The organism is Cupriavidus consociatus (genome assembly GCF_017814975.1).
In the GTDB taxonomy this organism is placed as follows: domain Bacteria; phylum Pseudomonadota; class Gammaproteobacteria; order Burkholderiales; family Burkholderiaceae; genus Cupriavidus; species Cupriavidus consociatus.
Window position 1 is genome coordinate 1 of sequence record NZ_JAGIQA010000030.1, and the last position, 20576, is coordinate 20576.

Annotated in this window: 19 protein-coding genes; 10 read left to right on the plus strand and 9 right to left on the minus strand. The window is 67.6% G+C overall.

What is annotated here, in order from left to right; translation table 11 throughout:
- The 4 genes from J8I82_RS30205 to J8I82_RS30220 all read left to right on the plus strand — a co-directional run.
- Window positions 1-501, plus strand: a 501-nt coding sequence (locus tag J8I82_RS30205; RefSeq protein WP_245180302.1) for a 3-hydroxyacyl-CoA dehydrogenase family protein, incomplete at its 5' end; no start/stop codon positions are given.
- 32 nt (window positions 502-533) lie between these two features.
- Window positions 534-1313, plus strand: a complete 780-nt coding sequence (locus tag J8I82_RS30210; RefSeq protein ID WP_209763186.1) for an oxepin-CoA hydrolase, alternative type — start codon at window positions 534-536, stop codon at window positions 1311-1313.
- Between the two features lie 81 nt (window positions 1314-1394).
- The gene (locus tag J8I82_RS30215; RefSeq protein WP_209763188.1) at window positions 1395-2120 is read left to right on the plus strand and encodes a histidine phosphatase family protein; all 726 of its coding nucleotides are present in this window, start codon (window positions 1395-1397) and stop codon (window positions 2118-2120) included.
- A 53-nt stretch (window positions 2121-2173) separates the two neighbouring features.
- Complete coding sequence (locus J8I82_RS30220) at window positions 2174-3250, plus strand: phosphotransferase (RefSeq protein ID WP_209763190.1); 1077 nt, start codon at window positions 2174-2176, stop codon at window positions 3248-3250.
- Window positions 3251-4229: 979 nt separating this feature from the next.
- Here J8I82_RS30220 and ggt read toward each other — a convergent pair.
- Entirely contained in the window at window positions 4230-6125 is a 1896-nt protein-coding gene (ggt, locus tag J8I82_RS30225; protein ID WP_209763192.1) for a gamma-glutamyltransferase, read from the minus strand.
- Window positions 6126-6320: 195 nt separating this feature from the next.
- Here ggt and J8I82_RS30230 point away from each other — a divergent pair, with 195 nt between their 5' ends.
- From J8I82_RS30230 to J8I82_RS30240, 3 genes are all read left to right on the plus strand, one after another.
- Entirely contained in the window at window positions 6321-8072 is a 1752-nt protein-coding gene (locus tag J8I82_RS30230) for a vWA domain-containing protein (RefSeq protein WP_209763194.1), read from the plus strand.
- Window positions 8073-8139: 67 nt separating this feature from the next.
- A complete protein-coding gene (locus J8I82_RS30235; protein ID WP_209763196.1) occupies window positions 8140-8754 on the plus strand; it encodes a sigma-70 family RNA polymerase sigma factor in 615 nt (204 codons plus the stop codon).
- Complete coding sequence (locus tag J8I82_RS30240; RefSeq protein WP_209763198.1) at window positions 8751-9992, plus strand: hypothetical protein; 1242 nt, start codon at window positions 8751-8753, stop codon at window positions 9990-9992. The genes J8I82_RS30235 and J8I82_RS30240 overlap by 4 nt, the downstream gene beginning before the upstream one ends.
- 30 nt (window positions 9993-10022) lie before the next feature.
- On the opposite strand, the gene J8I82_RS30245 is transcribed toward J8I82_RS30240, so the two are convergent.
- Window positions 10023-11213, minus strand: a complete 1191-nt coding sequence (locus tag J8I82_RS30245; protein ID WP_209763200.1) for a CAP domain-containing protein — start codon at window positions 11211-11213, stop codon at window positions 10023-10025.
- Window positions 11214-11438: 225 nt separating this feature from the next.
- Entirely contained in the window at window positions 11439-12377 is a 939-nt protein-coding gene (locus tag J8I82_RS30250; RefSeq protein WP_063241508.1) for a LysR family transcriptional regulator, read from the minus strand.
- Between the two features lie 177 nt (window positions 12378-12554).
- Between J8I82_RS30250 and J8I82_RS30255 the strand changes: the two genes are divergently transcribed.
- Both J8I82_RS30255 and J8I82_RS30260 read left to right on the plus strand, forming a co-directional pair.
- Window positions 12555-13817 (plus strand): acyl-CoA dehydrogenase family protein, encoded by a 1263-nt coding sequence (locus tag J8I82_RS30255; RefSeq protein WP_209763202.1) that lies wholly within the window; start codon window positions 12555-12557, stop codon window positions 13815-13817.
- 173 nt (window positions 13818-13990) lie between these two features.
- Window positions 13991-14683 carry a glutathione binding-like protein gene (locus J8I82_RS30260; protein ID WP_209763204.1) on the plus strand — a complete coding sequence of 231 codons (693 nt, stop codon included), beginning with the start codon at window positions 13991-13993 and terminating at the stop codon, window positions 14681-14683.
- Between the two features lie 37 nt (window positions 14684-14720).
- Here J8I82_RS30260 and J8I82_RS30265 read toward each other — a convergent pair whose 3' ends face one another.
- Window positions 14721-15572, minus strand: coding sequence for a hypothetical protein (locus J8I82_RS30265; protein ID WP_209763206.1), 852 nt, complete (start codon window positions 15570-15572; stop codon window positions 14721-14723).
- Window positions 15573-15840: 268 nt separating this feature from the next.
- Here J8I82_RS30265 and J8I82_RS30270 point away from each other — a divergent pair, with 268 nt between their 5' ends.
- A complete protein-coding gene (locus J8I82_RS30270; RefSeq protein ID WP_209763208.1) occupies window positions 15841-16281 on the plus strand; it encodes a helix-turn-helix domain-containing protein in 441 nt (146 codons plus the stop codon).
- Here the strand turns inward: J8I82_RS30270 and ureG are convergent.
- From ureG to J8I82_RS30295, 5 genes are all read right to left on the minus strand, one after another.
- Window positions 16278-16907 (minus strand): urease accessory protein UreG, encoded by a 630-nt coding sequence (gene ureG / locus J8I82_RS30275; RefSeq protein WP_209763210.1) that lies wholly within the window; start codon window positions 16905-16907, stop codon window positions 16278-16280. The genes J8I82_RS30270 and ureG overlap by 4 nt on opposite strands.
- A 14-nt stretch (window positions 16908-16921) precedes the next feature.
- Window positions 16922-17614, minus strand: coding sequence for an urease accessory protein UreF (locus J8I82_RS30280; RefSeq protein ID WP_209763212.1), 693 nt, complete (start codon window positions 17612-17614; stop codon window positions 16922-16924).
- Between the two features lie 296 nt (window positions 17615-17910).
- Window positions 17911-18525 (minus strand): urease accessory protein UreE, encoded by a 615-nt coding sequence (gene ureE, locus J8I82_RS30285; protein ID WP_209763214.1) that lies wholly within the window; start codon window positions 18523-18525, stop codon window positions 17911-17913.
- A gap of 29 nt (window positions 18526-18554) precedes the next feature.
- Entirely contained in the window at window positions 18555-20270 is a 1716-nt protein-coding gene (gene ureC, locus J8I82_RS30290; RefSeq protein WP_209763216.1) for an urease subunit alpha, read from the minus strand.
- A complete protein-coding gene (locus tag J8I82_RS30295; protein ID WP_209763218.1) occupies window positions 20270-20575 on the minus strand; it encodes an urease subunit beta in 306 nt (101 codons plus the stop codon). Before J8I82_RS30295 ends, ureC begins: the two co-directional genes overlap by 1 nt.
- Window position 20576 lies beyond the last annotated feature (1 nt).

A 20576-nucleotide genomic window follows, 5' to 3' on the forward strand; every position in this document is an offset into this window, starting at 1 on the left:
CTGATCATCGTCACGCCGCTGGGCCTCGATGCCACCACCAGCGCGCTGCAGCAGGGCCTGGACCCGGCCCGCACCGTTGCCATCGACACGCTGCTGCCGTTCGAGGCCACCAGGCGCCGCACGCTGATGACCACACCGGCCACCAGCGCCGCCGCGCGTGATGCCGCGCATGGCCTCTTTGCCAGCGACGGCGTGCCGGTCACGCTGATCCGCGACTCGGCCGGCTTTGTCGCCCAGCGCGTGCTCTGCTGCATCATCAATATCGCCAGCGATATCGCCCAGCAGCGCATCGCCACGCCGGCGGACATCGACCTTGCCGTGAACCTCGGCCTCGGCTACCCGAAGGGCCCACTGGCGCTCGGCGACGCGGTCGGCCCGCAGCTGGTGCTCGAGACGCTGCGCAACATGGAAGCGCTGACCGGCGACATGCGCTACCGCCCGAGCCCGTGGCTGTGGCGCCGTGCCGGCCTCGGCCAGTCGCTGCTGGCCGAAGAACAGTAAGCCCGTTTCCTGCCGTTTTCAGAGTCGCCCCCATGCCCGCACAACTGCTTTCCGAACGCGTCGATTCGACGCTGGTCCTGACCATCTCGAACCCCGAGGCGCGCAACGCGCTGCACCCGGACATCTATGCAGGCTCCAAGGCGGCGCTGGACGCGGCCGCCGCCGACGCTTCGATCCGCGCGGTGATCTTCACCGGCGCCGACGGCATGTTCTGCGCCGGCGGCAACCTGAACCGGCTGCTGGGCAACCGCAGCCAGCCGCCCGAGGTGCAGGCCGCCAGCATCGAGGTGCTGAACGGCTTTATCCGTTCGCTGCACGCCTTTCCCAAGCCGATCATCGCGGCGGTGGAAGGCGCGGCCGCCGGCGCGGGCCTGTCGCTGGTGCTGGCATGCGACTTCGTGGTCGCGGCCAGCGATGCCAAGTTCGTAATGGCCTACGTTTCGGTCGGGCTCACGCCCGATGGCGGCGGCTCGTACGAACTGGCGCGCGCGCTGCCGCGCCAGCTCGCCAGCGAGCTGATGATGGAAGGCAAGCCGATCAGCGGCGAGCGGCTGGCCCAGTTTGGCCTCGTCAACCGCGTCACGCCGCCGGGCGAGGCGCTGGCCGAGTCGCTGCGCCTGGCCGCAGGGCTGGCCAAGCAATCGCCGCATGCGGTCGGCCGCATCAAAGGCCTGATCAACCATGCGGCCACGGCTTCGCTCGACGAGCACCTGCTGGCCGAGCGTGACAACTTTGTCGCCGCGCTGCATCACCCGGATGGCGGCGAAGGCATCAGCGCCTTCCTGGAGAAGCGCAAGCCGCAGTACCGCTGACAGATTCGGACGGGCCGCTGCCCGTCTTCATGGCAAGCCCGCGGCAGACGGACACGCCAGCACAACTCAAGGAGACAACGCATGGAATTGCCGCCGTCCTCGCGTCGCCGCATCTACCTGATGCGGCACGGCGCCGTCTCGTATTTCGATGAAACCGGGCGACCCGCGCTGCCGGAAATGGTCCCGCTCAACGAGACCGGCCGCATGCAGGCCACCGCCGCCGGGCGCGCCTTTGCCGCCGAGCAGATCCGTTTCGATCGCGTCATCGTCAGCGGCCTGCCGCGCACCGTGGAGACCGCCGAACGCGTGCTGGCCGAACTGCCCGGAATGGACGGCGTGGTGCCCGAGATCTGGCCCGAATTCCAGGAGATCCGAGGCGGCGATCTGTCCGCGATCGCCGACGCCGACCTGCGCGACGCCTTCGTCGGCGCCTTCGAAGGCGAGGTCCCGGAAGACAAGCGTTTTCTCAACGGCGAAACCATCGGCGCCTTTCTCGACCGCGTGCTGCCCGGGCTGGATCGCCTGCGTGCCGACCCGGAATGGGACACCCTGCTGATGGTGCTGCACGGCGGCACCAACCGCGCCATCCTGTCGCAGGCCATCACCTGCGGGCGGCGCGTGCTGTTCGGCTCGCTGCTGCAGACCGCGGGCTGCATCAATGTGCTAGACATGGGCGACGGCCCGCTCGACTGGGTGGTCCGCATGACCAACTACTCGCCCCCCACCCCCGTCCACAGCGGCTCGCGCCACACCACCATGGAAGTGCTGCTGCACCAGTATTTGCGCGGACGCCAGCCGGCCGCCTGAGTCACCCTAGCCATCCAACCGAACCCGAACAGAAAACCAACGGAGACAGCAGCATGACGAGCAACGTATCGCACTTCGAGGGCACACGCCCGGTGGCAGACCAGCAGCGCTTCGACACCGGCGCGCTGGAAGCCTGGATGCGCCAGCACGTGGAGGGCTTTGCCGGCCCGCTGACCGTCGAGCAGTTCAAGGGCGGGCAATCCAACCCGACCTTCAAGCTGGTCACGCCGGGCCAGACCTACGTAATGCGCGCCAAGCCCGGCCCCAAAAGCAAGCTGCTGCCGTCGGCACATGCCATCGAGCGCGAATACCGCGTAATGGCCGCCCTCGCCGGCACCGACGTGCCGGTGGCGCGCATGTACGCGCTGTGCGAAGACGAATCGGTGATTGGCCGCGCCTTCTACATCATGGAGTTCGTCGCCGGCCGGGTGCTGTGGGACCAGTCGCTGCCGGACATGACCAATGCCGAGCGCAGTGCCATCTATGACGAGATGAATCGCGTCATCGCCGCGCTGCATACCGTCGACTACAACGCCATTGGCCTGGGGGACTACGGCAAGCCAGGCAACTACTTCCAGCGCCAGATCGAGCGTTGGACCAAGCAATACAAGCTGTCGGAAACCGAGTCGATCCCGGCCATGGATGCGCTGATGGACTGGCTGCCGCAGCATATTCCGCAGGAAGACGCGGACCTGACGGCCATCGTCCATGGCGATTACCGGCTCGACAACCTGATGTTCCATCCGACCGAGCCGCGTGTGCTGGCGGTGCTGGACTGGGAACTGTCCACGCTGGGGCATCCGATGGCGGACTTCAGCTACCACTGCATGAGCTGGCATATCGCGCCGGGGCAGTTCCGCGGGATTGCGGGGCTGGACTATGCGGGGTTGGGGATTCCGGACGAGGCAACGTATCGCCGCAAGTACGAGCAGCGCACCGGGCGCGCAATCACTGGCGACTGGAATTTCTATCTGGCCTTCAGCATGTTCCGTATTGCCGGGATTCTGCAAGGGATCATGAAGCGCGTGGTCGATGGGACGGCTTCGTCGGCGCAGGCTACCGATGCGGGTAAGCGGGCGCGGCCGATGGCGGAGATGGGGTGGGAGTATGCGAAGAAGGCTAAGGGGTGATTGTTTTGGCGCTGGGTGGCCGTTGGTGACATGCTTTCGGTCGCTTGGAGCGTTGTGGTCGCTCGCTATTGGTGACATGCTGTCGGCCTTTGAACCGCCTGGTTCCGCCCTCCTGGGCGGGTAACTTTTTGGCCGAGCGACAAAAAGTCACCAAAAAGCGCGTTACTGCCCTGCGGGCGGCCACTTTTATCGTAGTGGCCGGGGGCTTTCATACGGGGCTTTGCTTCGTTGCAGAGCAGGACTGCCTGACGCCGTGGTGCGCCACGGTGGCTCGGATTGATGCGGTGTTTGAACGAGCCCAGAGCCGTGAGTGGCCCCTGCTGCTTGGGTCAACGCAGGAACGCCTACGGCTGCGCTGCGCGCCGGCAGTATCTCAGGTCAGAGGCCCGGGCACGGAATGCGTCGCTACGCTCGCTTGGCGCTATCGCGGGTGAACCCGCAAGCTTTTCCCTGCCGCTTGCGCTCCCCTCTCCCGCTTGCGGGAGAGGGGCCGGGGGTGAGGGCCGGAGCCCCCACGAAGTAATGCCAGCCAATTTCCCGCTGATGCGCCAGACCTTCGTATGGACGAGCCACGTCGCCAAGCGCGCGACGCCAAGTCCGAAGCGCAAGCCAGGACATGGACGCCAGCTCCGCCACGTTAGGGCCCGCGCGCAGCGCAGCCGAAGGCGTCCCTACGTTGCCGTCAGCAGCAGGAGCCACCCACAGCTCCGGGCTCGTTCAAACACCGCATCAATCCGAGCCACCGTGGCGCACCAAGGCGTCAGGCAGTCCTGCTATGTGAGGAAGCGCAGCCCCGTACGAAAGCCGTCGTCCACTACGATAAGAGTGGCCGCCCGCAAGGGCAGTAAGGCGCTTTTTGGTGACTTTTTGGCGCTCGGCCAAAAAGTGACCCGCCCAGCAGGGCGGAACCAGGCGCTTCAACAGCCGACAGCATGTCACAAACAGCGACCACGCTAGCAGCACGTGAAAACCGCCCCCCTTAATCCCCCACCGCCACCCCCTCCCTCCGCGGATCAGCCCCACCAGCCCAAACCACCTTCCCATCCGGGCCCTGCCGCCGCACGATAGCCTGCGTCCCGCTGGTCATCTCGATCTCCGCCACCTGGTGCCCACGCTGCTGCAGCGCCTGCACCAGCCCCGGCGACACCAGCCCCTTTTCCACTTCAGTAGGCCCGTTCCGGCTGCCAAAGTTACCCATCCCGATCGCAGCCTGCGGATCCATGTTCCAGTCCAGCATGCCGACCAGCGTCTTGGACACATACTCGATGATCTGCGAGCCGCCGGGCGAACCGACCGTGGCCACCAGTTGCCCGGTCTGGCGGTCAAACACCAGCGTAGGCGCCATCGACGAACGCGGCCGCTTGCCCGGCTCGACGCGATTGGCCACCGGCTTGCCGTTCTCGCTCGGCACGAAGGAGAAGTCGGTCAGCTGGTTGTTCAGCATGAACCCACGCACCATCAGATGCGAGCCGAAGTACGACTCGATCGTCGTGGTCATCGAGATCGCGCCGCCGCGGTCATCGACCGCGACAATCTGCGAGGTGGAGATGCGCGGTGGCGAGCGGTCCGGGGCGTACGCCACCGCAGGCCCCGGCGGCACGCCTGGCTGCGCCTTGCCCATGCTCTTGTCGCCGATCAGCTCGGCGCGTGACGCGAGGTAGTTCGGGTTGACCAGGCCGGCTACATCGATCTGCACGAAATCGGCATCCGCTACGTACAGGCCGCGGTCGGCATAGGCCAGGCGGTCAGCTTCGGAAATGGCGTGGACCGCGTCCGGATTGGCTTCCACCTGCGCGGGCGTGTTGACGTTTTGCGGCTTGAGCGCTGCCAGCGCGTACTTGGGATTCTTGGTCTCCAGCGCCTGCAGCGTGCCCAGGATCTGCGCAATCGCGATACCGCCCGATGACGGCGGCGGCATGCCGCAGATCTTCCAGCGCTTGTAGTCGGTGCAGACCGGCACGCGCTGCTTGGCCCGGTAGCCCCGCAGGTCCGCCATCGACAGCGAGCCCCGATTGTTGCTGCCGTTGACCTTGGCGACGATGTCCTGCGCGATCGGGCCACCGTACAGCACGCCCGCGCCGCGACGCGCGATATCGCGCAGCGTCTGGGCGAGCTTGGGGTTCTTCAGCACCGTGCCGGCCGGCTTGGGCTTGCCCTGCGCATCGAGGAAATACGCGGCCATCTCCGGCGAGTTGGCCAGGAACTTGTCGGCGGCCACTTGCGTGTACAGGCGCTGCGAGATCGGGAAGCCCTTCTCCGCCAGCGAGATCGCCGGCTCGAACAGCTTGGCCCACGGCAGGCGCCCGTGCTGCCGATGCGCCATCTCCAGCGCGCGCATGACACCCGGCGTGCCGACCGAACGCCCGCCGATCTGTGCCTCGCTGAACTCCATCGGCTTGCCGTCGGGCCGCATGAACAGGTCTTCAGTGGCCCCTGCGGGGGCGGTCTCGCGGCCGTCGAAGGCCTGAACGCGCTTGCCGTCCCAGTACATGATGAAGGCGCCGCCACCGATGCCGGTGGCCTGCGGCTCGACCAGCGTCAGCACGGCCTGCATGGCGATGGCGGCATCGATGGCCGAGCCGCCCTGGCGCAGCATGGCGCGCCCGGCCTCGCTCGCCAGCGGATTGGCCGCGGCGGCCATATAGCGCTGCGCATAGACCGTCGACATGCCGGCGCGGTAGCCGGAAGCGACCTCCGGGGCAGGCGGCATGGCTGCCGCGGGCGCTGCCGCTGCCGGGGGGGCGGCAGCTGGCGCAGCCGTTGCGGCGGGCGTCCCTGTCCCTCCGCCCTGCGTTCCACACGCGGCAAGCAACGCGGCCGTAGTCAGGGCCAGCGTGCTGCGCCACACCATCGAATCGAGGTCAATGCGGGCCATGCGATGTCTCCTGGGGAAGGAATCAGGCGATTGTAGTGGCGATCGCCGCATGCGGGGGTCGGGCGAAGTCTGATTTCCGTCACCTGATTGAGCGTGCAGCGAAAAAAACCAGCCGGTTTAACCCCGCCGGGGACCGTGCGCCGTTTCATGGACAGGCCGACCGGCGTCCTGCCTGCGGCCCACCAGGAGAACAACATGCAACTTCGCGCACCGGTCAGGAACACCGTTGGCACCCGGCGGGCCCGGGCCGCCGCTGCCTGCTGCGCCACCGCACTGGCACTAGCGCTGTCGGCCTGCGGCGGGCATTCACCTTCGCTGACGCAGGCGCCGCAATCCGCTCCGCCGGCCCCGGCGCCCGCGCCGGTCCGGGATCACGCCGCCGAAGCGGCCAAGGCCGCAAATGCTGCCCCCACGGCCGAAATGCGCGCCATCGCACCCCATGCCCCGCTGGCCATGCCGCGCCCCTACCACCTGCCGCCACCCCAGGCCGCGGACCGCGAGCGCTATGGCCAGATCGAAGAGAACGGCGTCAGGCTCGTCGCGCTGGCCCCGGTGTCGACCTTCAGCATCGACGTCGATACCGGCAGCTACAGCAATATGCGCCGCCTGCTCAATGCCGGCCGCCTGCCGCCCGCGGATGCCGTGCGTGTCGAAGAACTGCTGAACTACTTCCCGTACGACTATGCCCAGCCCGCGGACGGGCGGCCGTTCGCGGTGCACACCGCGCTGGCGCCCGCGCCCTGGCATCCGTCCAACGTGCTGCTGCGCATCGGCATCAAGGGCAAGGACATCGCCGGCGGTGCGCTGCCGCCGGCGAACCTGGTGTTCCTGGTCGATGTGTCAGGATCCATGGACTCGCCCGACAAGCTGCCGCTGCTCAAGTCTTCGCTGAAGCTGCTGGTGAACAAGCTGCGCGCGCAGGACCGCATCACGCTGGTCACCTATGCCGGCGGCACCCGCGTGGCGCTGCCGCCCACGCCGGGCAGCGACAAGGCCGCGATCAGCGCCGCCATCGACCAGCTGGTGGCCGGCGGCAGCACTGCCGGCGCCAGCGGCATCGCGCTGGCCTACCAGGCCGCGCAGCAAAGCTTTATTGCGGGCGGGATCAACCGGGTGTTGCTGGCCACCGACGGCGACTTCAACGTCGGCATCACAGACTTCCGGCAGCTCAAGGGCATGGTCGAAGAGAAGCGCAAGTCGGGCGTGTCGCTGTCGACGCTGGGCTTCGGCACCGGCAACTACAACGAGCAGCTGATGGAGCAGCTGGCCGATGCCGGCGACGGCGCGTACTCGTACATCGACAACCTGATGGAGGGCAACAAGGTGCTGGCGAGCGAGATCAGCTCGACGCTGGCCACCATCGCGCGCGACGTGAAGATCCAGGTGGAATTCAACCCGGCGACGGTGAAGGAATACCGGCTGATCGGCTATGAGAACCGCATGCTGGCGCGCGAGGACTTCAACAATGACAAGGTCGATGCCGGCGACATTGGCGCGGGCCATACGGTGACCGCGTTGTACGAACTGACGCTGGCCGGCCAACCCGGGCTGGTCGATCCGCTGCGCTACCAGCCCGCCACGCCCGCGCCCGGCCGCGACGGCGAACTGGCGCATGTGAAACTGCGCTACAAGCTGCCCACGGCCAGCACGAGCCAGCTGATGGATATCGCCGTGGCGCGGCAGGCGATCCGGCCCCTGGCCCAGGTCGACGACGACTTCCGTTTCTCGGCCGCCGTAGCAGGTTTCGGCCAGGCGCTGCGCGGCGGCAAACACACTGGAAGCTGGGGCTACGCCGAGGCACACGCACTGGCGCAAGGCGCGCGCGGCGCCGACCGCTTCGGCTACCGCGGCGAATTCCTCAGGCTGGTCAACCTGGCGCAAAGCCTGGCAACCAGCAAGCCGGCGGATGCCGGTGCCGCCGCGGTTCCCGAGCGTGCGGCGCGCTGACAACGTCCCGGCGCAGGGCGGCGCAGCGCTTTGTCGCCCCGCCCTGCGCTCTCCTATACTCGGGCGCATGCAAGCTCCAGCCCCCGTCCCGCCTCCCCCGCTGGCCGCGCTGCCCGACCAGGACCTGATGCTGCTGGTCGCGTCCGGCATTATCGAGCAACCAATCGGCGAACTGTTCCGCCGCCATAATGCCGGCCTCTACAACTACGTGGCATGGCTGTGCCAGGGCAACACTGACGAGGCCGAGGACATTGCGCAGAAGACGTGGATCAAGCTGATGACCCGCTGCGGCGACTACCAGCCTGCCGCGGCGTTTCGCACCTTCCTGTACCAGATCGCGCGCAATGCCTGGCTCGACCAGGTGCGCAGCGCGGATGCGCGCCAGCGCCACGACACCGACGACGGCCAGCCGCCGGAACTGCCCGCCGATGACCTGTCGCCGGAAGCCGAGCTGCAGTTGCGGCAGCATGCGCACTACGTTCACCGCGCACTGCTGCAACTGCCGGCAGCGCAGCGCGAGGTGGTGGTGCTGCGCTTCTTCAGCGACATGAGCGTCGAGGATATCGCGCAGATGCTGGGCGAGAAATTCGAAACGGTGAAGAGCCGGCTGCGCTACGCTTTCGCGCGGTTGCGTGCCGACCTGGCGGCCAGCGTGCCGGGCGCGCGGGAGCCTCGGCCATGAGCGCCGCCGATCGCTTCATCGACGGGCAGGACCGGCTTGCCGCGTTGCTGAAGGCATTGCCGGGCTACCTGCCACCGGAGCGGCTGGCCGCTGCCGTGCAAGCCGCGGCACACGCGGCCCAGCACGAAGCCGACGCGCGCCGCGCCGGCACCCTGCCTTTTGCCGCCCCGCCGGGGCTGGCGTCCGCGGTGCTGGAAGAAGCCGCGCGGCTGCAGGCAGCGCAGGCGGGCCGGCGCGATGCGCTGCTGGCCGGCGTCGTTGCAGGCCAGCCGGCGGCGCAGGCGCTGGGAGCGCCAGTCAGTGCTGCCACGCGCGACTGGTTGGCGGCGCAGGCGCGCAGCGCTGCCGCCGCGCAGGCGATCGAAGGGACGGATCATGCCGGACGGACGGAACAGGCACGAACGGCGCGCGCACGCCGCTGGTGGCGGTCACTCGGTGCCGTAGCGAGCGTAGCGGCCGTGGCCGGGCTGACCACCAGCATCGTGCTGCGGCAGATCGACGAAGGCGCCTTGCAACCGGCTGCTGAAATGGCAGTCGGCGAGGCAACCGCGCCGGACGCGACCCCGGCGGCCGGGGACGCTCCCGCGTCGACGCATGAAGCACCCGTCGCCGCTCCGGCAAAGCCGGCCCCGCCGGCGCCCAAGGCCTCTGCATCGACGTCAGCGTCGAAGGAGCTGCGGCTAGAACGCGAAGCCACTCCGCGCCCGCGCGTGCAGCCGCCCGCCGAACGCAAGGCGACGCCACGCGGCGAAACGCCGGCCATGCCCGCCCCTGCCCCGGCCATCGAAAGCTTGCGGCCGCAGGCTCCGGCAGTCGCGGCGTCGCCGCCAATGCCCGCGTACTCCGCCATGGCGGAATCAGCGCGTGCGCCCTCGCCCCCACCCCCACCGCCCTCACCGCCAGCACCGCCGGCGGCAGCCGCCCCGCGAGCCGATTTCGCGCGCAAGGCCGCCCCGCCGCTGGCAGCGGCGCGCGCACCCGCTGCGCTTGCCGCCGCGGCGATGGTCGTATCGGTACAGGAAGATCCCGCGGCGATCGCGGCACGCATGCAGGCAGCCACGCCGCTCGGCGTGTGGGCGGCCGAACCGGACAGCGAGGAAATCAGGGAATGGGTGGAACGGCTGTGGCAGTCGCTGCCGGCGGGGCAGCGCCCGCCGTTGCCGTATGCCGTGCAGCCTGACCGCACGCTGGCGCCGGGCCGGGTGCGCATCGAGGTGCAGCACCGCGCGCCGCAATGAGCGCGGCGGTGCCTGGCTGATCGGGGAAGATCAGCGCGTGTTGAACGACCAGCTCAGGTCCACCGGCTGCGAACCCAGCCGGCCGGTCACGCGCACGTTGTAGCGCTGGCCGCTGGCCAGCGGTGCCACCGGCGTGCAGATCGCCAGGCCGCGCGCGGCGCTGGAAAGGCCCGACGTGCGGCTGTCGACCTTCAGGCAGTTGACGCTGTTGCCCTGCGCGTCGGTGATGGCGAAGTTGTCGGCATCAAACTGCAGCGAGGTGTTGATCGCCTGCAGCGAGACCGGGTAGCCCACGGTCTTGCCTTCGTAGCCCGGCGCCGGGTTGGGGCTTTCGGAGTTGACCCAGCTCGCCGGCACGTCGGCCTGGCCGTTGAACGGGTAAGCCACCATCTGGTTGTCGCTGCCGCCCTTGGACGCATCGGCCAGGTCGATGGTCTGGTAGTAGCTTGCCGAGGTGCCGCTGCCGTTCGGGCCCACGCTCTCGGCAAAGCCGCTGCCGGCCGAGCCGTAGCTGCCCAGCAGCGCGGCGCGGTGGAACGGCGCGTTGATCAGGTCGGAAACCAGCGCATCCTTGGGCGTCATCGACAGGTTGGCGTTGGCCACCGAGGTCCAGCGATTGGCGCCGGCCACTACTTCCGCGGTGGCATTGGTCGGGTAGGCTGCCTGGATGCGCTCGTTCGGCGTGGCACCGGTATAGCCGGTCCGGCCGCTGATTTCGTCGTGCGTCAGCGTGGCGTTGGCCAGCATGTACGCGGTGTGGTTCTGCGCCACGGTGTTGAGCGCGTCGCGCGCGGCCAGCGGCGGCAGGCCGACCTGTTCGCGGCGGTAGTTCGCGTAGCACAGGCCCGCAGTGCGCGGTTCCTCCAGCACGCGGTAGTTGCTGACCGCGCTGCCGCGCGCCGGCAACAGCGTGATGCCGCTGCCTGCCGCGGGCGCCGGTGCCGCACCGCTGACGGTGTAGCAGCCGCCGGCCGTGGTCGGCGTGGAAGACGTCGACCCAGGCGTGGAGCCGGGGCTCGTGCTGGACTGGGTGCCGGATTGCGCGGTGCCCTGCGGCGCCCCGCCCGAGGTGGCGCCGTCGCCGCCCTCTCCACCGCCGCCGCCACAGGCGGACAGGGCCAGAACGGCAGCGGCGCAAAGGCCGGTCAGGGTGAACGTGGTGTGCAGCGCGCGTCGCGGCAGCGTCGGTTGGCAATCAGCAAGCAAGCGTGTCCCGGTCATCGGTCTGGATGTGTCGTAGTCGTGGAATAAGGCATCTGCCTGAGGGATCCGCACGCGCGGACGACCGACGCATGAGGCGCCGGAGGCAGAAAGACCGAACGATGGTATGAGGGTGACCCGGCAGGGTCTAGCGTGCGAACAATTGCTTACGTGTGCACCGCGCGCGCTTCACCGGGGCAACGCCCGATACACATTGGCACAACCTGCATGCGACGCGCACTCCACTCAGCCCGCAGGCGTCACATCCGCGGTGCCGCCTCCGAGCGACGTCATCACCGCCATCAACTGCTCGCGCAGCCACCTGTTGGCGCCATCGTTCTCGCCGCCCGCGTGCCAGTACAGGTGCAGTTCCAGCGTCGGCACCTTGAACGGCAGGGACAGCAGCCGGTTGGCGTAAGGCTCGTTGGCGATGCGCGCATAGCGCAGGGGCAGCGTGGCCAGAAGATCGGTGCAGCTGACCACGCGGCACGCAGCGGCATAGTGCTGGCAGCGCAGCCGCACGCGCCGGGTCAGGCCCATGCGATGCAGCGCCTGGTCCTCTAGCCCGGCGCCACGCCGGCGCGAGGACACGTGCACGTGTTCGGCCGCAAGGTAACGCTCCAGCGTCAGCTCCTTCTTCACCAGCGGATGGTCGCGGCGCGCCAGCACCACCATCGGGTCGTTCATGAACGGCGCGTGGTGGATGGCCGGCGAGACTGGCAGCAGGATATCGATCGCGGTATCGATGGTCCCCGCCAGCAGCTCGGACTCCATCTCGCGCCGGTCAAAGCGGATCGCGGCGATTTCCACGTGCGGCGCCATCGCCGTCACCCGCGCCATCAGCGGCGGCAGCAGTGTCGATTCCAGCGCGTCGCGCATGCCGATGGTGAAGCGCCGCACCGTATTGGTGGGATCGAAGTGCGGCGTGTCCTGCAGCGTCCGGGCAAACGACTGCAGCGCGCCGCGCACCTCGCCGGCCAGCGAACGAGCCAGCGGCGTAGGCGCCATGCCCTGCCCGCGGCGCTCGAACAGCGGGTCATCGAATAGCGTCCGCAATCGACCCAGCGCATGGCTGACCGCCGGCTGCGTCAGGTTGAGCTGACGCGCGGCCGCGGTGATGCTGCCTTCGCTGTAGATGGCGTCGAACACCACGAAGAGGTTGAGGTCGATGCGGGAGAGCTGCATGACAGCGATTCTGTCATGGAATGCAGGGAATTGATACTGCCAAATCCAGAAAATTCATTTTTCTAATTACCGTCTTTCAGATAGAGTGCATTGCATCGGCGAAGTCTGCCCGAACGACGAAACCAACCGGCGCCGTTGCCCACCCTGCGCCCATAGATCCCGTAGCGAGGAGACCACATGGATTTCGAGTACAGCCCGAAGGTCAAGGAAATGCAGGCCAAGCTGCTGGCCTTCTTCGACCAGCATATCTATCCGAACGAAAAGCGCTTCGCCGAGGAGATCGACGCGAACCGCCGCGCCGGCGACGCCTGGATCCCGACCAAAGTGATCGAGGAACTGAAGCCGCTGGCGCGCGAAGCCGGCCTGTGGAACCTGTTCCTGCCGCGCTCGCCGCGCGCGCCGCAGGGCCTGTCCAACCTGGAATACGCCACGCTGTGCGAGATCATGGGCCGGGTGCCCTGGTCGGCCGAGGTGTTCAACTGCGCCGCGCCCGACACCGGCAACATGGAGACGCTGGAGCGCTATGCCTCCGAGGAACTGAAGGACAAGTGGCTGGAGCCGCTGCTCGCCGGCGAGATCCGCTCGGCTTTCCTGATGACCGAGCCGGCGGTAGCCTCGTCCGACGCCACCAATATCGAATGCCGAATCGAGCGCGACGGCGATCACTACGTCATCAACGGCACCAAGTGGTGGTCCTCGGGCGCCGGCGATCCGCGCTGCAAGGTCTACATCGTGATGGGCAAGACCAATCCCGACGCCGGCCGCCATGAGCAGCAGTCGATGGTCGTGGTGCCGGCCGATACCCCGGGCATCACCATCAAGCGCTTCCTGCCGGTGTTCGGCTATGACGACGCGCCGCACGGCCACATGGAGATCGAGCTGAAGAACGTGCGCGTCCCGGCCTCGAACATCCTGCTGGGCGAAGGCCGCGGCTTCGAGATCGCGCAGGGCCGCCTCGGCCCGGGCCGCATCCACCACTGCATGCGCAGCATCGGCGTGGCCGAGCGCGCGCTGGAGCTGCTGTGCAAGCGCGCGCTGTCGCGCGTGGCCTTCGGCAAGCCGGTGGCCAGCCAGGGCGTCACCCAGGAACGCATCGCCGAAGCGCGTTGCGAGATCGAGATGGCGCGCCTGCTGACGCTCAAGGCCGCGTACATGATGGACACCGTCGGCAACAAGGTGGCCAAGGCCGAGATCGCGATGATCAAGGTGGTGGCACCGAACGTGGCGCTGAAGGTGATCGACTGGGCCATCCAGGTGCATGGCGCCGCCGGTGTTTCCAGCGACTTCCCGCTGGCCAGCTGGTGGGCGCACCAGCGCACGCTGCGCCTGGCCGACGGTCCGGACGAGGTGCACCGAAACGCCATCGCCAAGCTGGAACTGGCCAAGCACATGAACGTGAACCCGGACAGCATCAGGATGCCGGTGGCACGCGGCTTCTGAGCGCCCGCCGGGGGCGGGCGCTTCGCGCGCCAGCCCCGGGGCCCCGCCCCTGACGCCAGCATGGAAACGCGCAGCATGTCTGCGCGTTTTTTTCTTCTGTGCTTAAATCGCCCGGTTCGCCACGTCAGTGGTTGACGTGGCAGTCACTACGATCGCAGCCAGGAGCCATTGCGATGATCGACGTCTATACCTGGGCAACGCCCAACGGGCACAAGGTCCACATCATGCTGGAAGAATGCGGCCTGGAGTACAGGGTCCATCCGATCAACATCGGCGCCGGCGACCAGTTCGGCGAGGACTTCCTGAAGATCAGCCCCAATAACAAGATTCCCGCCATCGTCGACCCCGACGGCCCGGACGGCCAGCCGATCTCGCTGTTCGAATCGGGCGCCATCCTGCTGTACCTGGCTGGCAAGACCGGCAAGTTCCTGCCCGAGGACGTGCGCGGCAAGTACGACGCGCTGCAGTGGCTGATGTTCCAGATGGGCGGCGTCGGCCCGATGCTGGGGCAGGCGCACCACTTCCGCATCTACGCGCCGGAGAAGATCGAGTACGCGGTGAATCGCTACACCAACGAAGCCAGGCGCCTTTACGGCGTGATCGACACGCAGTTGTCGAAGCGCGAATGGCTGGCCGGCGACCAGTACACCATCGCCGACATCGCCACCTTCCCGTGGCTGCGCAGCTGGCAGAACCAGGGCGTCGAGCTTGACGAATATCCGAACCTGAAGCGTTGGTTCAACGAGATCGCCGAGCGTCCCGCGGTCAAGCGCGGCGTCGAGGTGCTGGCCAGCGCGCGCAAGGCGCTGCAGGACGACAAGGCGCGCGAGATGCTGTTCGGCGCCACGCAGTACAAGCGCCATTGAGCGCTGGCCCGGGCATGGACCCGGGCCGCCGCGGTTTTCACGCCGCCATCAGTGGCGGCTTGCTGGCACGCTCCCTGCCCAGCAAGCCGGCACACCGCGCGGCCTGGCCGTTCCTGCCTTCGTTTTCGTTCCGGCCCTCGTTTTCGTTTCCGCGCTCGTCCGGCGGCCCGAAGCAGCACAGCAGGGCCGTGCCGGGGATGAGCACGTCGAGACGACAGGTTTCATTCGCATCCGGCACGTAAAGCGCGCCGGGCTGCAGAAACGCCGCCTCGTCCGCTGCTGGCGCCTCCGGCTGGTGCCAATACAAGCCTGCGGCACCGCGATAGCACAGTGCCCAGCGCAAGCCATGCGCGCGCAGCCGCTGCGCCCAATCGCCGCCCGCGTCATCGAGCTGGACGAACCCGGGCCGCATGCCTGACGGGCTTGGCAGCGCGGCCACGCCGCCCGGGGATGCGCCGGTCATAGCTTCAGGGTCGTCCGCACCCACTTCCCCCAGTGTGCAGCGATGCGCGCCACCGGGCAGCAACACCTGCGCCGCGGCGGCACCCTGCGCCACCGTCCGCACCAGGATCGTGTCGACCGTCGCGCGGACTTGTATCGGCACGCCGGTGGCAGGCGCGAACAACTCGCCGCCGCCCGCCAGCAGGCTGCCGCGCCCGGGCGCCGACATGCGCAGCCCGCCGCGCAGGCAGGCCCACCACTCGGGCCGCTGCGCGACGAATTCGGGCTGGACTTCGCCCGCGCGGAGAAATACGTAGTCGCAGGTTTCGCCAAGCCCTGCCGCAGCGGAAAGCAAGCGCGACTGGAACCCGATGGTCAGACCCGTCACCGGATGGTGGCCGGAGTGGACGGCGCGCATCTGCGCCTCGAACTGCGTGAAGATCTGCATGCCAATTCCCCTGAGCAGGGCGACAGGATGCGGTCATCCTGTCCGCGCAACCCCGCGCACGCGCGAACGCATCGCGCCGGCATCGCGCAGTGGTCCCGTCTGGCACGGCCATGCAAGCCGCCCGGTGTCATGCCATCGTGCCGCGCCATATGCACTGGCGCATCCCTTATTCCGCGGATCGGGCATCGATAGTGAGGGGGAGAATAAGTTGTCGTGGCCTCAAGGTCAAACCCTTAGCCTCAGAACACTCTGAACTTCCTACGATCCCATGACTACTCGACATCTCAGACTTTTCGGATTGCATCTCGCCTGGCTGCGCAAGCAGCGCGGCTGGTCCCAGGAAACGTTGTCGCTGGAAAGCGGTCTGGCGCGTTCCTACCTGAGCGGCATTGAAGGTGGCAAGCGCAACCTGGCGCTGATCAACATCTGCACGCTGGCCGAGACCCTTGCGGTCCCGCCGTCCGAAATGCTGGACTTCGCACGCCATGATGTCAGCGAGTTGCAGGTGGAACAGCCGCCGATGCCCTACGGCAACCGGCAGCAGGCAGCCATCGAGGCCACCGTGCGCCATATGGCCGAACTCAACGAGCCGGAGCTGAACCTGGTGGCGGCGGTTGCGCGGGCGCTGGCGGGCAAGGGCAGCTTCCGCCCGCCGGTGAGCTATGTCAAACCCGGCGCCAGGGCCGCAGCGGGCGACATCGAGCGCTAGACCCCAAGCATGCCCTGCCGTTCGATGAAGCGGATCACTTCGTCCAGGCCCTGTCCGGACTTGACGCTGCCCATCACGAACGGCCGGGTGCCGCGCATCTTGCGGGCATCGCTCTCCATCACTTCCAGCGACGCGCCGACGTACGGCGCGAGGTCTGTCTTGTTGATCACCAGCAGGTCGGACTTGGTAATTCCCGGGCCGCCTTTTCTCGGAATTTTCTCACCGCCGGCTACGTCGATCACGTAGATCGTCAGATCAGAAAGTTCTGGGCTGAATGTTGCCGCGAGGTTGTCGCCGCCGGATTCGATGAACACCACGTCGGCGTCCGGGAATTTCGCCAGCATGCGGTCCACCGCTTCCAGGTTGATCGACGCATCCTCACGGATCGCGGTGTGCGGGCAGCCGCCGGTTTCCACGCCCATGATGCGTTCCGCTGGCAACGCGCCGGAAATCGTCAGCAGGCGCTGGTCTTCCTTGGTGTAGATGTCGTTGGTGATCGCGACCAGGTCATAGCGGTCGCGCATGGCCTTGCACAGCATCTCCAGCAGCGTGGTCTTGCCGGAGCCAACCGGGCCGCCGACGCCGACGCGCAGCGGAGGGTTCTTCTTGGAACGAGCCTGGGTCATGGTGGGGTGTGGATTCAGGAACGGAACAGCCGGGAATACTGCGTTTCGTGGCGTGCGGAAAGCAGGCCCAGCATCGGGGAAAAGGTCGACAGTTGCGGCGGCGTGGCATCGGCGCGGTGCGTGGCTTCGTCTACGGTTTCCAGCACCGCTGCGTGAAGACGGCGCAGCATGTGTTGCCCGGCGACCTGGCCCAGCGGCACCGCCTTGATCGCGGCAGCAACCTGGTTCTCGGCCCAGTTGAAGCAATAGGCGGCCAGGCCGTCACGGGCGTCCACGTCCAGCGCAACGCACGCTGCGGTAAAGGCGGTTGGCAGGCAGACCGGCGATAGCGTTGCCAGCGCCTCGCGCAATGCCGGCGTGCCCCACTCCATCTGGGCGATCAGCTTCGCCAGCGACCAGCCCATTTGCTCGGTCTCGAGGCGAAGCTCCGAGGTTTCGCGGGTGGCGTGGAACCAGTCATTCCACGCTTGCACAGCTGCCGTGTCACCGGCACGCCAGTGGCGATGCAACAGCAGCCACAGCGGTGCCTCGCATTGCGCCTGGACGTGCAGCAGGTGGTCGCGGATCCAGCGCTCGGCGGTCTGGGCGTCATGGACGCAGCCGGCTTCGATCGCGGCTTCAAGCCCTTGCGAATAGCTGAAGCCGCCGATGGGCAAGGCGGGGGATGCCAGGTGGAGCAGGGAAATGAGTTGGTGGAGGCCGGTCATGGCTACAGTCCCCGTTTGCCTTCGTCTTGCTCCCCTCTCCCGTGCGCGGGAGAGGGGTCGCTCAGTGTGCGCGCGAATTCCGGCTTCGGGATACGCTCGCCCTCACCCCCGGCCCCTCTCCTGCAAGCGGGAGAGGGGAGCGAACCATCGGTGCCGGAAAAGGCCGTAGCATCGTTCAGTTGCCGCTTGTGTGCTCCCTCTCCCGCTTGCGGGAGAGGGTCGGGGTGAGGGCCTGGCACGTCGACGAAGTACGGTGCGGCCGCCTGCCCAGGCTTCCCTTTGTTCATCACCCTTACCTAGTGTCCATGTCCGCAACTCTCGTCATGCACATGAGGAGTCCCTTCGCCATGATCATGCGAGTGCGAGTGCGAGTGCGAGTGCGAGTGCGAGTGCCCATGATGCTCATGGAACACCGCCTGAGCCGCCGCATAGTCCTCCGCGAACGTGGCATCGTGCCCATGCTTGTGCCCGCCGCCATACGCCCCGGCTTCCGGTTCGAACGGCAGCTCCGCGCGCTCGGCGCGCACGCCCAGGCGCTGCAGCATGTCGGCCAGCACCGGGTCGTACTCGAGCCGCAGATAGTCGCGCCCGATCTCCACCGGCGTGTGCCGGTTGCCAAGGTGATACGCCGCGCGCATCAGCGCGTGCGGATTCTCCGAACGCACGTCCAGCACGGCCTCCGCCGCAGCCTGCACCTCGACAAGGCTGCCATCCTCGGCCACCAGCAAGTCGCCACCCCGCAGCACCGTACCGCGCGGCAGGAACAGCGCGGCCTCGGTGCCGTTGTCGAGCACTGCGCGCAGGCGGCTCTTGCTGCGTTCGTTGAATGGCAGGACCAGCTTGGGGGCACGGCGCACCAGCACCGGCGCGATGCCGTGGGGGGCGCTCAGGAGTTTGTCGATCTTCAGCATGCGCGATGCGGGGCGCGGGCCCCGGCGGTTCAGAACAGGAAATAGCGCTGCGCCATGGGCAGCTCGGTGGCGGGCTCGCAGGTCAGCAGCTGGCCGTCGGCGACAACCTGGTAAGTCTCCGGATCGACCGTGACGTGCGGTTGCCAGTCATTGTGCACCATGTCGCGCTTGCTGACCGTGCGGGTGCCGCGCACCGCCGACAGCGTCTTGGCCAGGCCATAGCGCTCGCCTACATTGGCCGAAAGCGCCGCCTGCGAGACAAAGGTCAGCGAAGACCGGTGCAGCGCCCCGCCCGCCGATGCGAACATCGGCCGGTAATGCACCGGTTGCGGTGTCGGAATCGACGCATTGGGATCGCCCATCGCCGCGGCGGCGATCATGCCACCCTTCAGGATCAGGCTGGGCTTGACGCCGAAGAACGCCGGACGCCACAGCACCAGGTCGGCCCATTTGCCGACCTCTACCGAGCCCACCTCATGCGCGATGCCATGCGTCAGCGCCGGGTTGATCGAGTACTTGGCGACATAGCGCTTGACGCGGAAGTTGTCATGCCCGCCGCGCGCATCGTGCGGATCGCCGGGCAGCTTGCCGCGCTGCAGCGCCATCTTGTGCGCGGTCTGCCAGGTGCGGATGATGACCTCGCCGACGCGGCCCATGGCCTGCGAGTCGCTGGAGATCATCGAGAACGCGCCGAGGTCGTGCAGGATATCCTCCGCGGCGATGGTCTCGCGGCGGATGCGGCTTTCGGCGAAGGCGATGTCCTCGGCGATCGACGGATCGAGGTGATGGCACACCATCAGCATGTCGAGGTGCTCGTCCAGCGTGTTCACCGTGTACGGCCGCGTCGGGTTGGTCGACGACGGCAACACATTGGCCTCGCCGCAGACCTTGATGATGTCCGGCGCATGGCCGCCGCCGGCGCCTTCGGTGTGGTACGTATGGATGGTGCGGCCCTTGAACGCGGCAATGGTGGCCTCGACAAATCCGGCCTCGTTCAGCGTATCGGTGTGGATCGCCACCTGCGTGTCAGTCGCATCCGCCACTGACAGGCACGCATCGATCGCCGCCGGCGTGGTGCCCCAGTCCTCATGCAGCTTCAGCCCGATCGCACCGGCCTCCACCTGCTCCAGGATCGGTGCCTGCTGGCTGGCGTTGCCCTTGCCGAGCAGGCCAATATTCATCGGGTAGGCGTCCACCGCCTGCAGCATCCGCTCCATGAACCACGGCCCCGGCGTCACGGTGGTGGCGAAGGTGCCCGTCGCCGGCCCGGTGCCGCCGCCGATCATGGTGGTGACGCCGCTCATCAGTGCCTCTTCGATCTGCTGCGGGCAGATGAAATGGATATGGCTGTCGATACCGCCTGCCGTGACGATCATGCCCTCGCCCGCAATCACCTCGGTGCCCGGCCCGACCACGATGGTCACGCCCGGCTGGATATCCGGGTTGCCGGCCTTGCCGATCGACGCGATGCGACCGTCCTTCAGCCCGATATCGGCCTTGACGATGCCCCAGTGGTCGACGATCAGCGCATTGGTGATGACCGTGTCGACGCAGTCCTTCGCCATGCGCTGGCTCTGGCCCATGCCGTCGCGGATCACCTTGCCGCCGCCGAACTTCACTTCCTCGCCGTAGATGGTGAAGTCCTTCTCGACTTCGATGATGAGCCCGGTGTCGGCCAGCCGCACGCGGTCGCCAGTAGTAGGGCCGAACATCTCCGCATAGGCCTGCCTCGAGATCCTTGCCATCACAGCGCTCCCATGATCTTGCCGTTGAAGCCGTAGACGACGCGGTCGCCATCCAGCGCCACCAGTTCGACGGTGCGGGTCTGCCCCGGTTCGAAGCGCACCGCCGTACCCGCCGCGATATTCAGCCGGAAGCCGCGCGTGGCTTCGCGATCGAATGACAGCGCGGGGTTGGTCTCGTAGAAGTGGAAGTGCGAGCCAACCTGGATCGGCCGGTCGCCGGTATTGGCCACCGTCACGCTGACCGTGGCGCGGCCGGCGTTAAGTTCGATCTCGCCATCGGCGGGTATCAGTTCACCGGGGATCATG

Coding starts and splice junctions, on each gene's coding strand:
- J8I82_RS30210 (WP_209763186.1), top strand. CDS start 534: ATGCCCGCACAACTGCTTTCCGAACGCGTCGATTCGACGCTGGTCCTG.
- J8I82_RS30215 (WP_209763188.1), top strand. CDS start 1,395: ATGGAATTGCCGCCGTCCTCGCGTCGCCGCATCTACCTGATGCGGCAC.
- J8I82_RS30220 (WP_209763190.1), top strand. CDS start 2,174: ATGACGAGCAACGTATCGCACTTCGAGGGCACACGCCCGGTGGCAGAC.
- ggt (WP_209763192.1), bottom strand. CDS start 6,125: ATGGCCCGCATTGACCTCGATTCGATGGTGTGGCGCAGCACGCTGGCC.
- J8I82_RS30230 (WP_209763194.1), top strand. CDS start 6,321: ATGCAACTTCGCGCACCGGTCAGGAACACCGTTGGCACCCGGCGGGCC.
- J8I82_RS30235 (WP_209763196.1), top strand. CDS start 8,140: ATGCAAGCTCCAGCCCCCGTCCCGCCTCCCCCGCTGGCCGCGCTGCCC.
- J8I82_RS30240 (WP_209763198.1), top strand. CDS start 8,751: ATGAGCGCCGCCGATCGCTTCATCGACGGGCAGGACCGGCTTGCCGCG.
- J8I82_RS30245 (WP_209763200.1), bottom strand. CDS start 11,213: ATGACCGGGACACGCTTGCTTGCTGATTGCCAACCGACGCTGCCGCGA.
- J8I82_RS30250 (WP_063241508.1), bottom strand. CDS start 12,377: ATGCAGCTCTCCCGCATCGACCTCAACCTCTTCGTGGTGTTCGACGCC.
- J8I82_RS30255 (WP_209763202.1), top strand. CDS start 12,555: ATGGATTTCGAGTACAGCCCGAAGGTCAAGGAAATGCAGGCCAAGCTG.
- J8I82_RS30260 (WP_209763204.1), top strand. CDS start 13,991: ATGATCGACGTCTATACCTGGGCAACGCCCAACGGGCACAAGGTCCAC.
- J8I82_RS30265 (WP_209763206.1), bottom strand. CDS start 15,572: ATGCAGATCTTCACGCAGTTCGAGGCGCAGATGCGCGCCGTCCACTCC.
- J8I82_RS30270 (WP_209763208.1), top strand. CDS start 15,841: ATGACTACTCGACATCTCAGACTTTTCGGATTGCATCTCGCCTGGCTG.
- ureG (WP_209763210.1), bottom strand. CDS start 16,907: ATGACCCAGGCTCGTTCCAAGAAGAACCCTCCGCTGCGCGTCGGCGTC.
- J8I82_RS30280 (WP_209763212.1), bottom strand. CDS start 17,614: ATGACCGGCCTCCACCAACTCATTTCCCTGCTCCACCTGGCATCCCCC.
- ureE (WP_209763214.1), bottom strand. CDS start 18,525: ATGCTGAAGATCGACAAACTCCTGAGCGCCCCCCACGGCATCGCGCCG.
- ureC (WP_209763216.1), bottom strand. CDS start 20,270: ATGGCAAGGATCTCGAGGCAGGCCTATGCGGAGATGTTCGGCCCTACT.
- J8I82_RS30295 (WP_209763218.1), bottom strand. CDS start 20,575: ATGATCCCCGGTGAACTGATACCCGCCGATGGCGAGATCGAACTTAAC.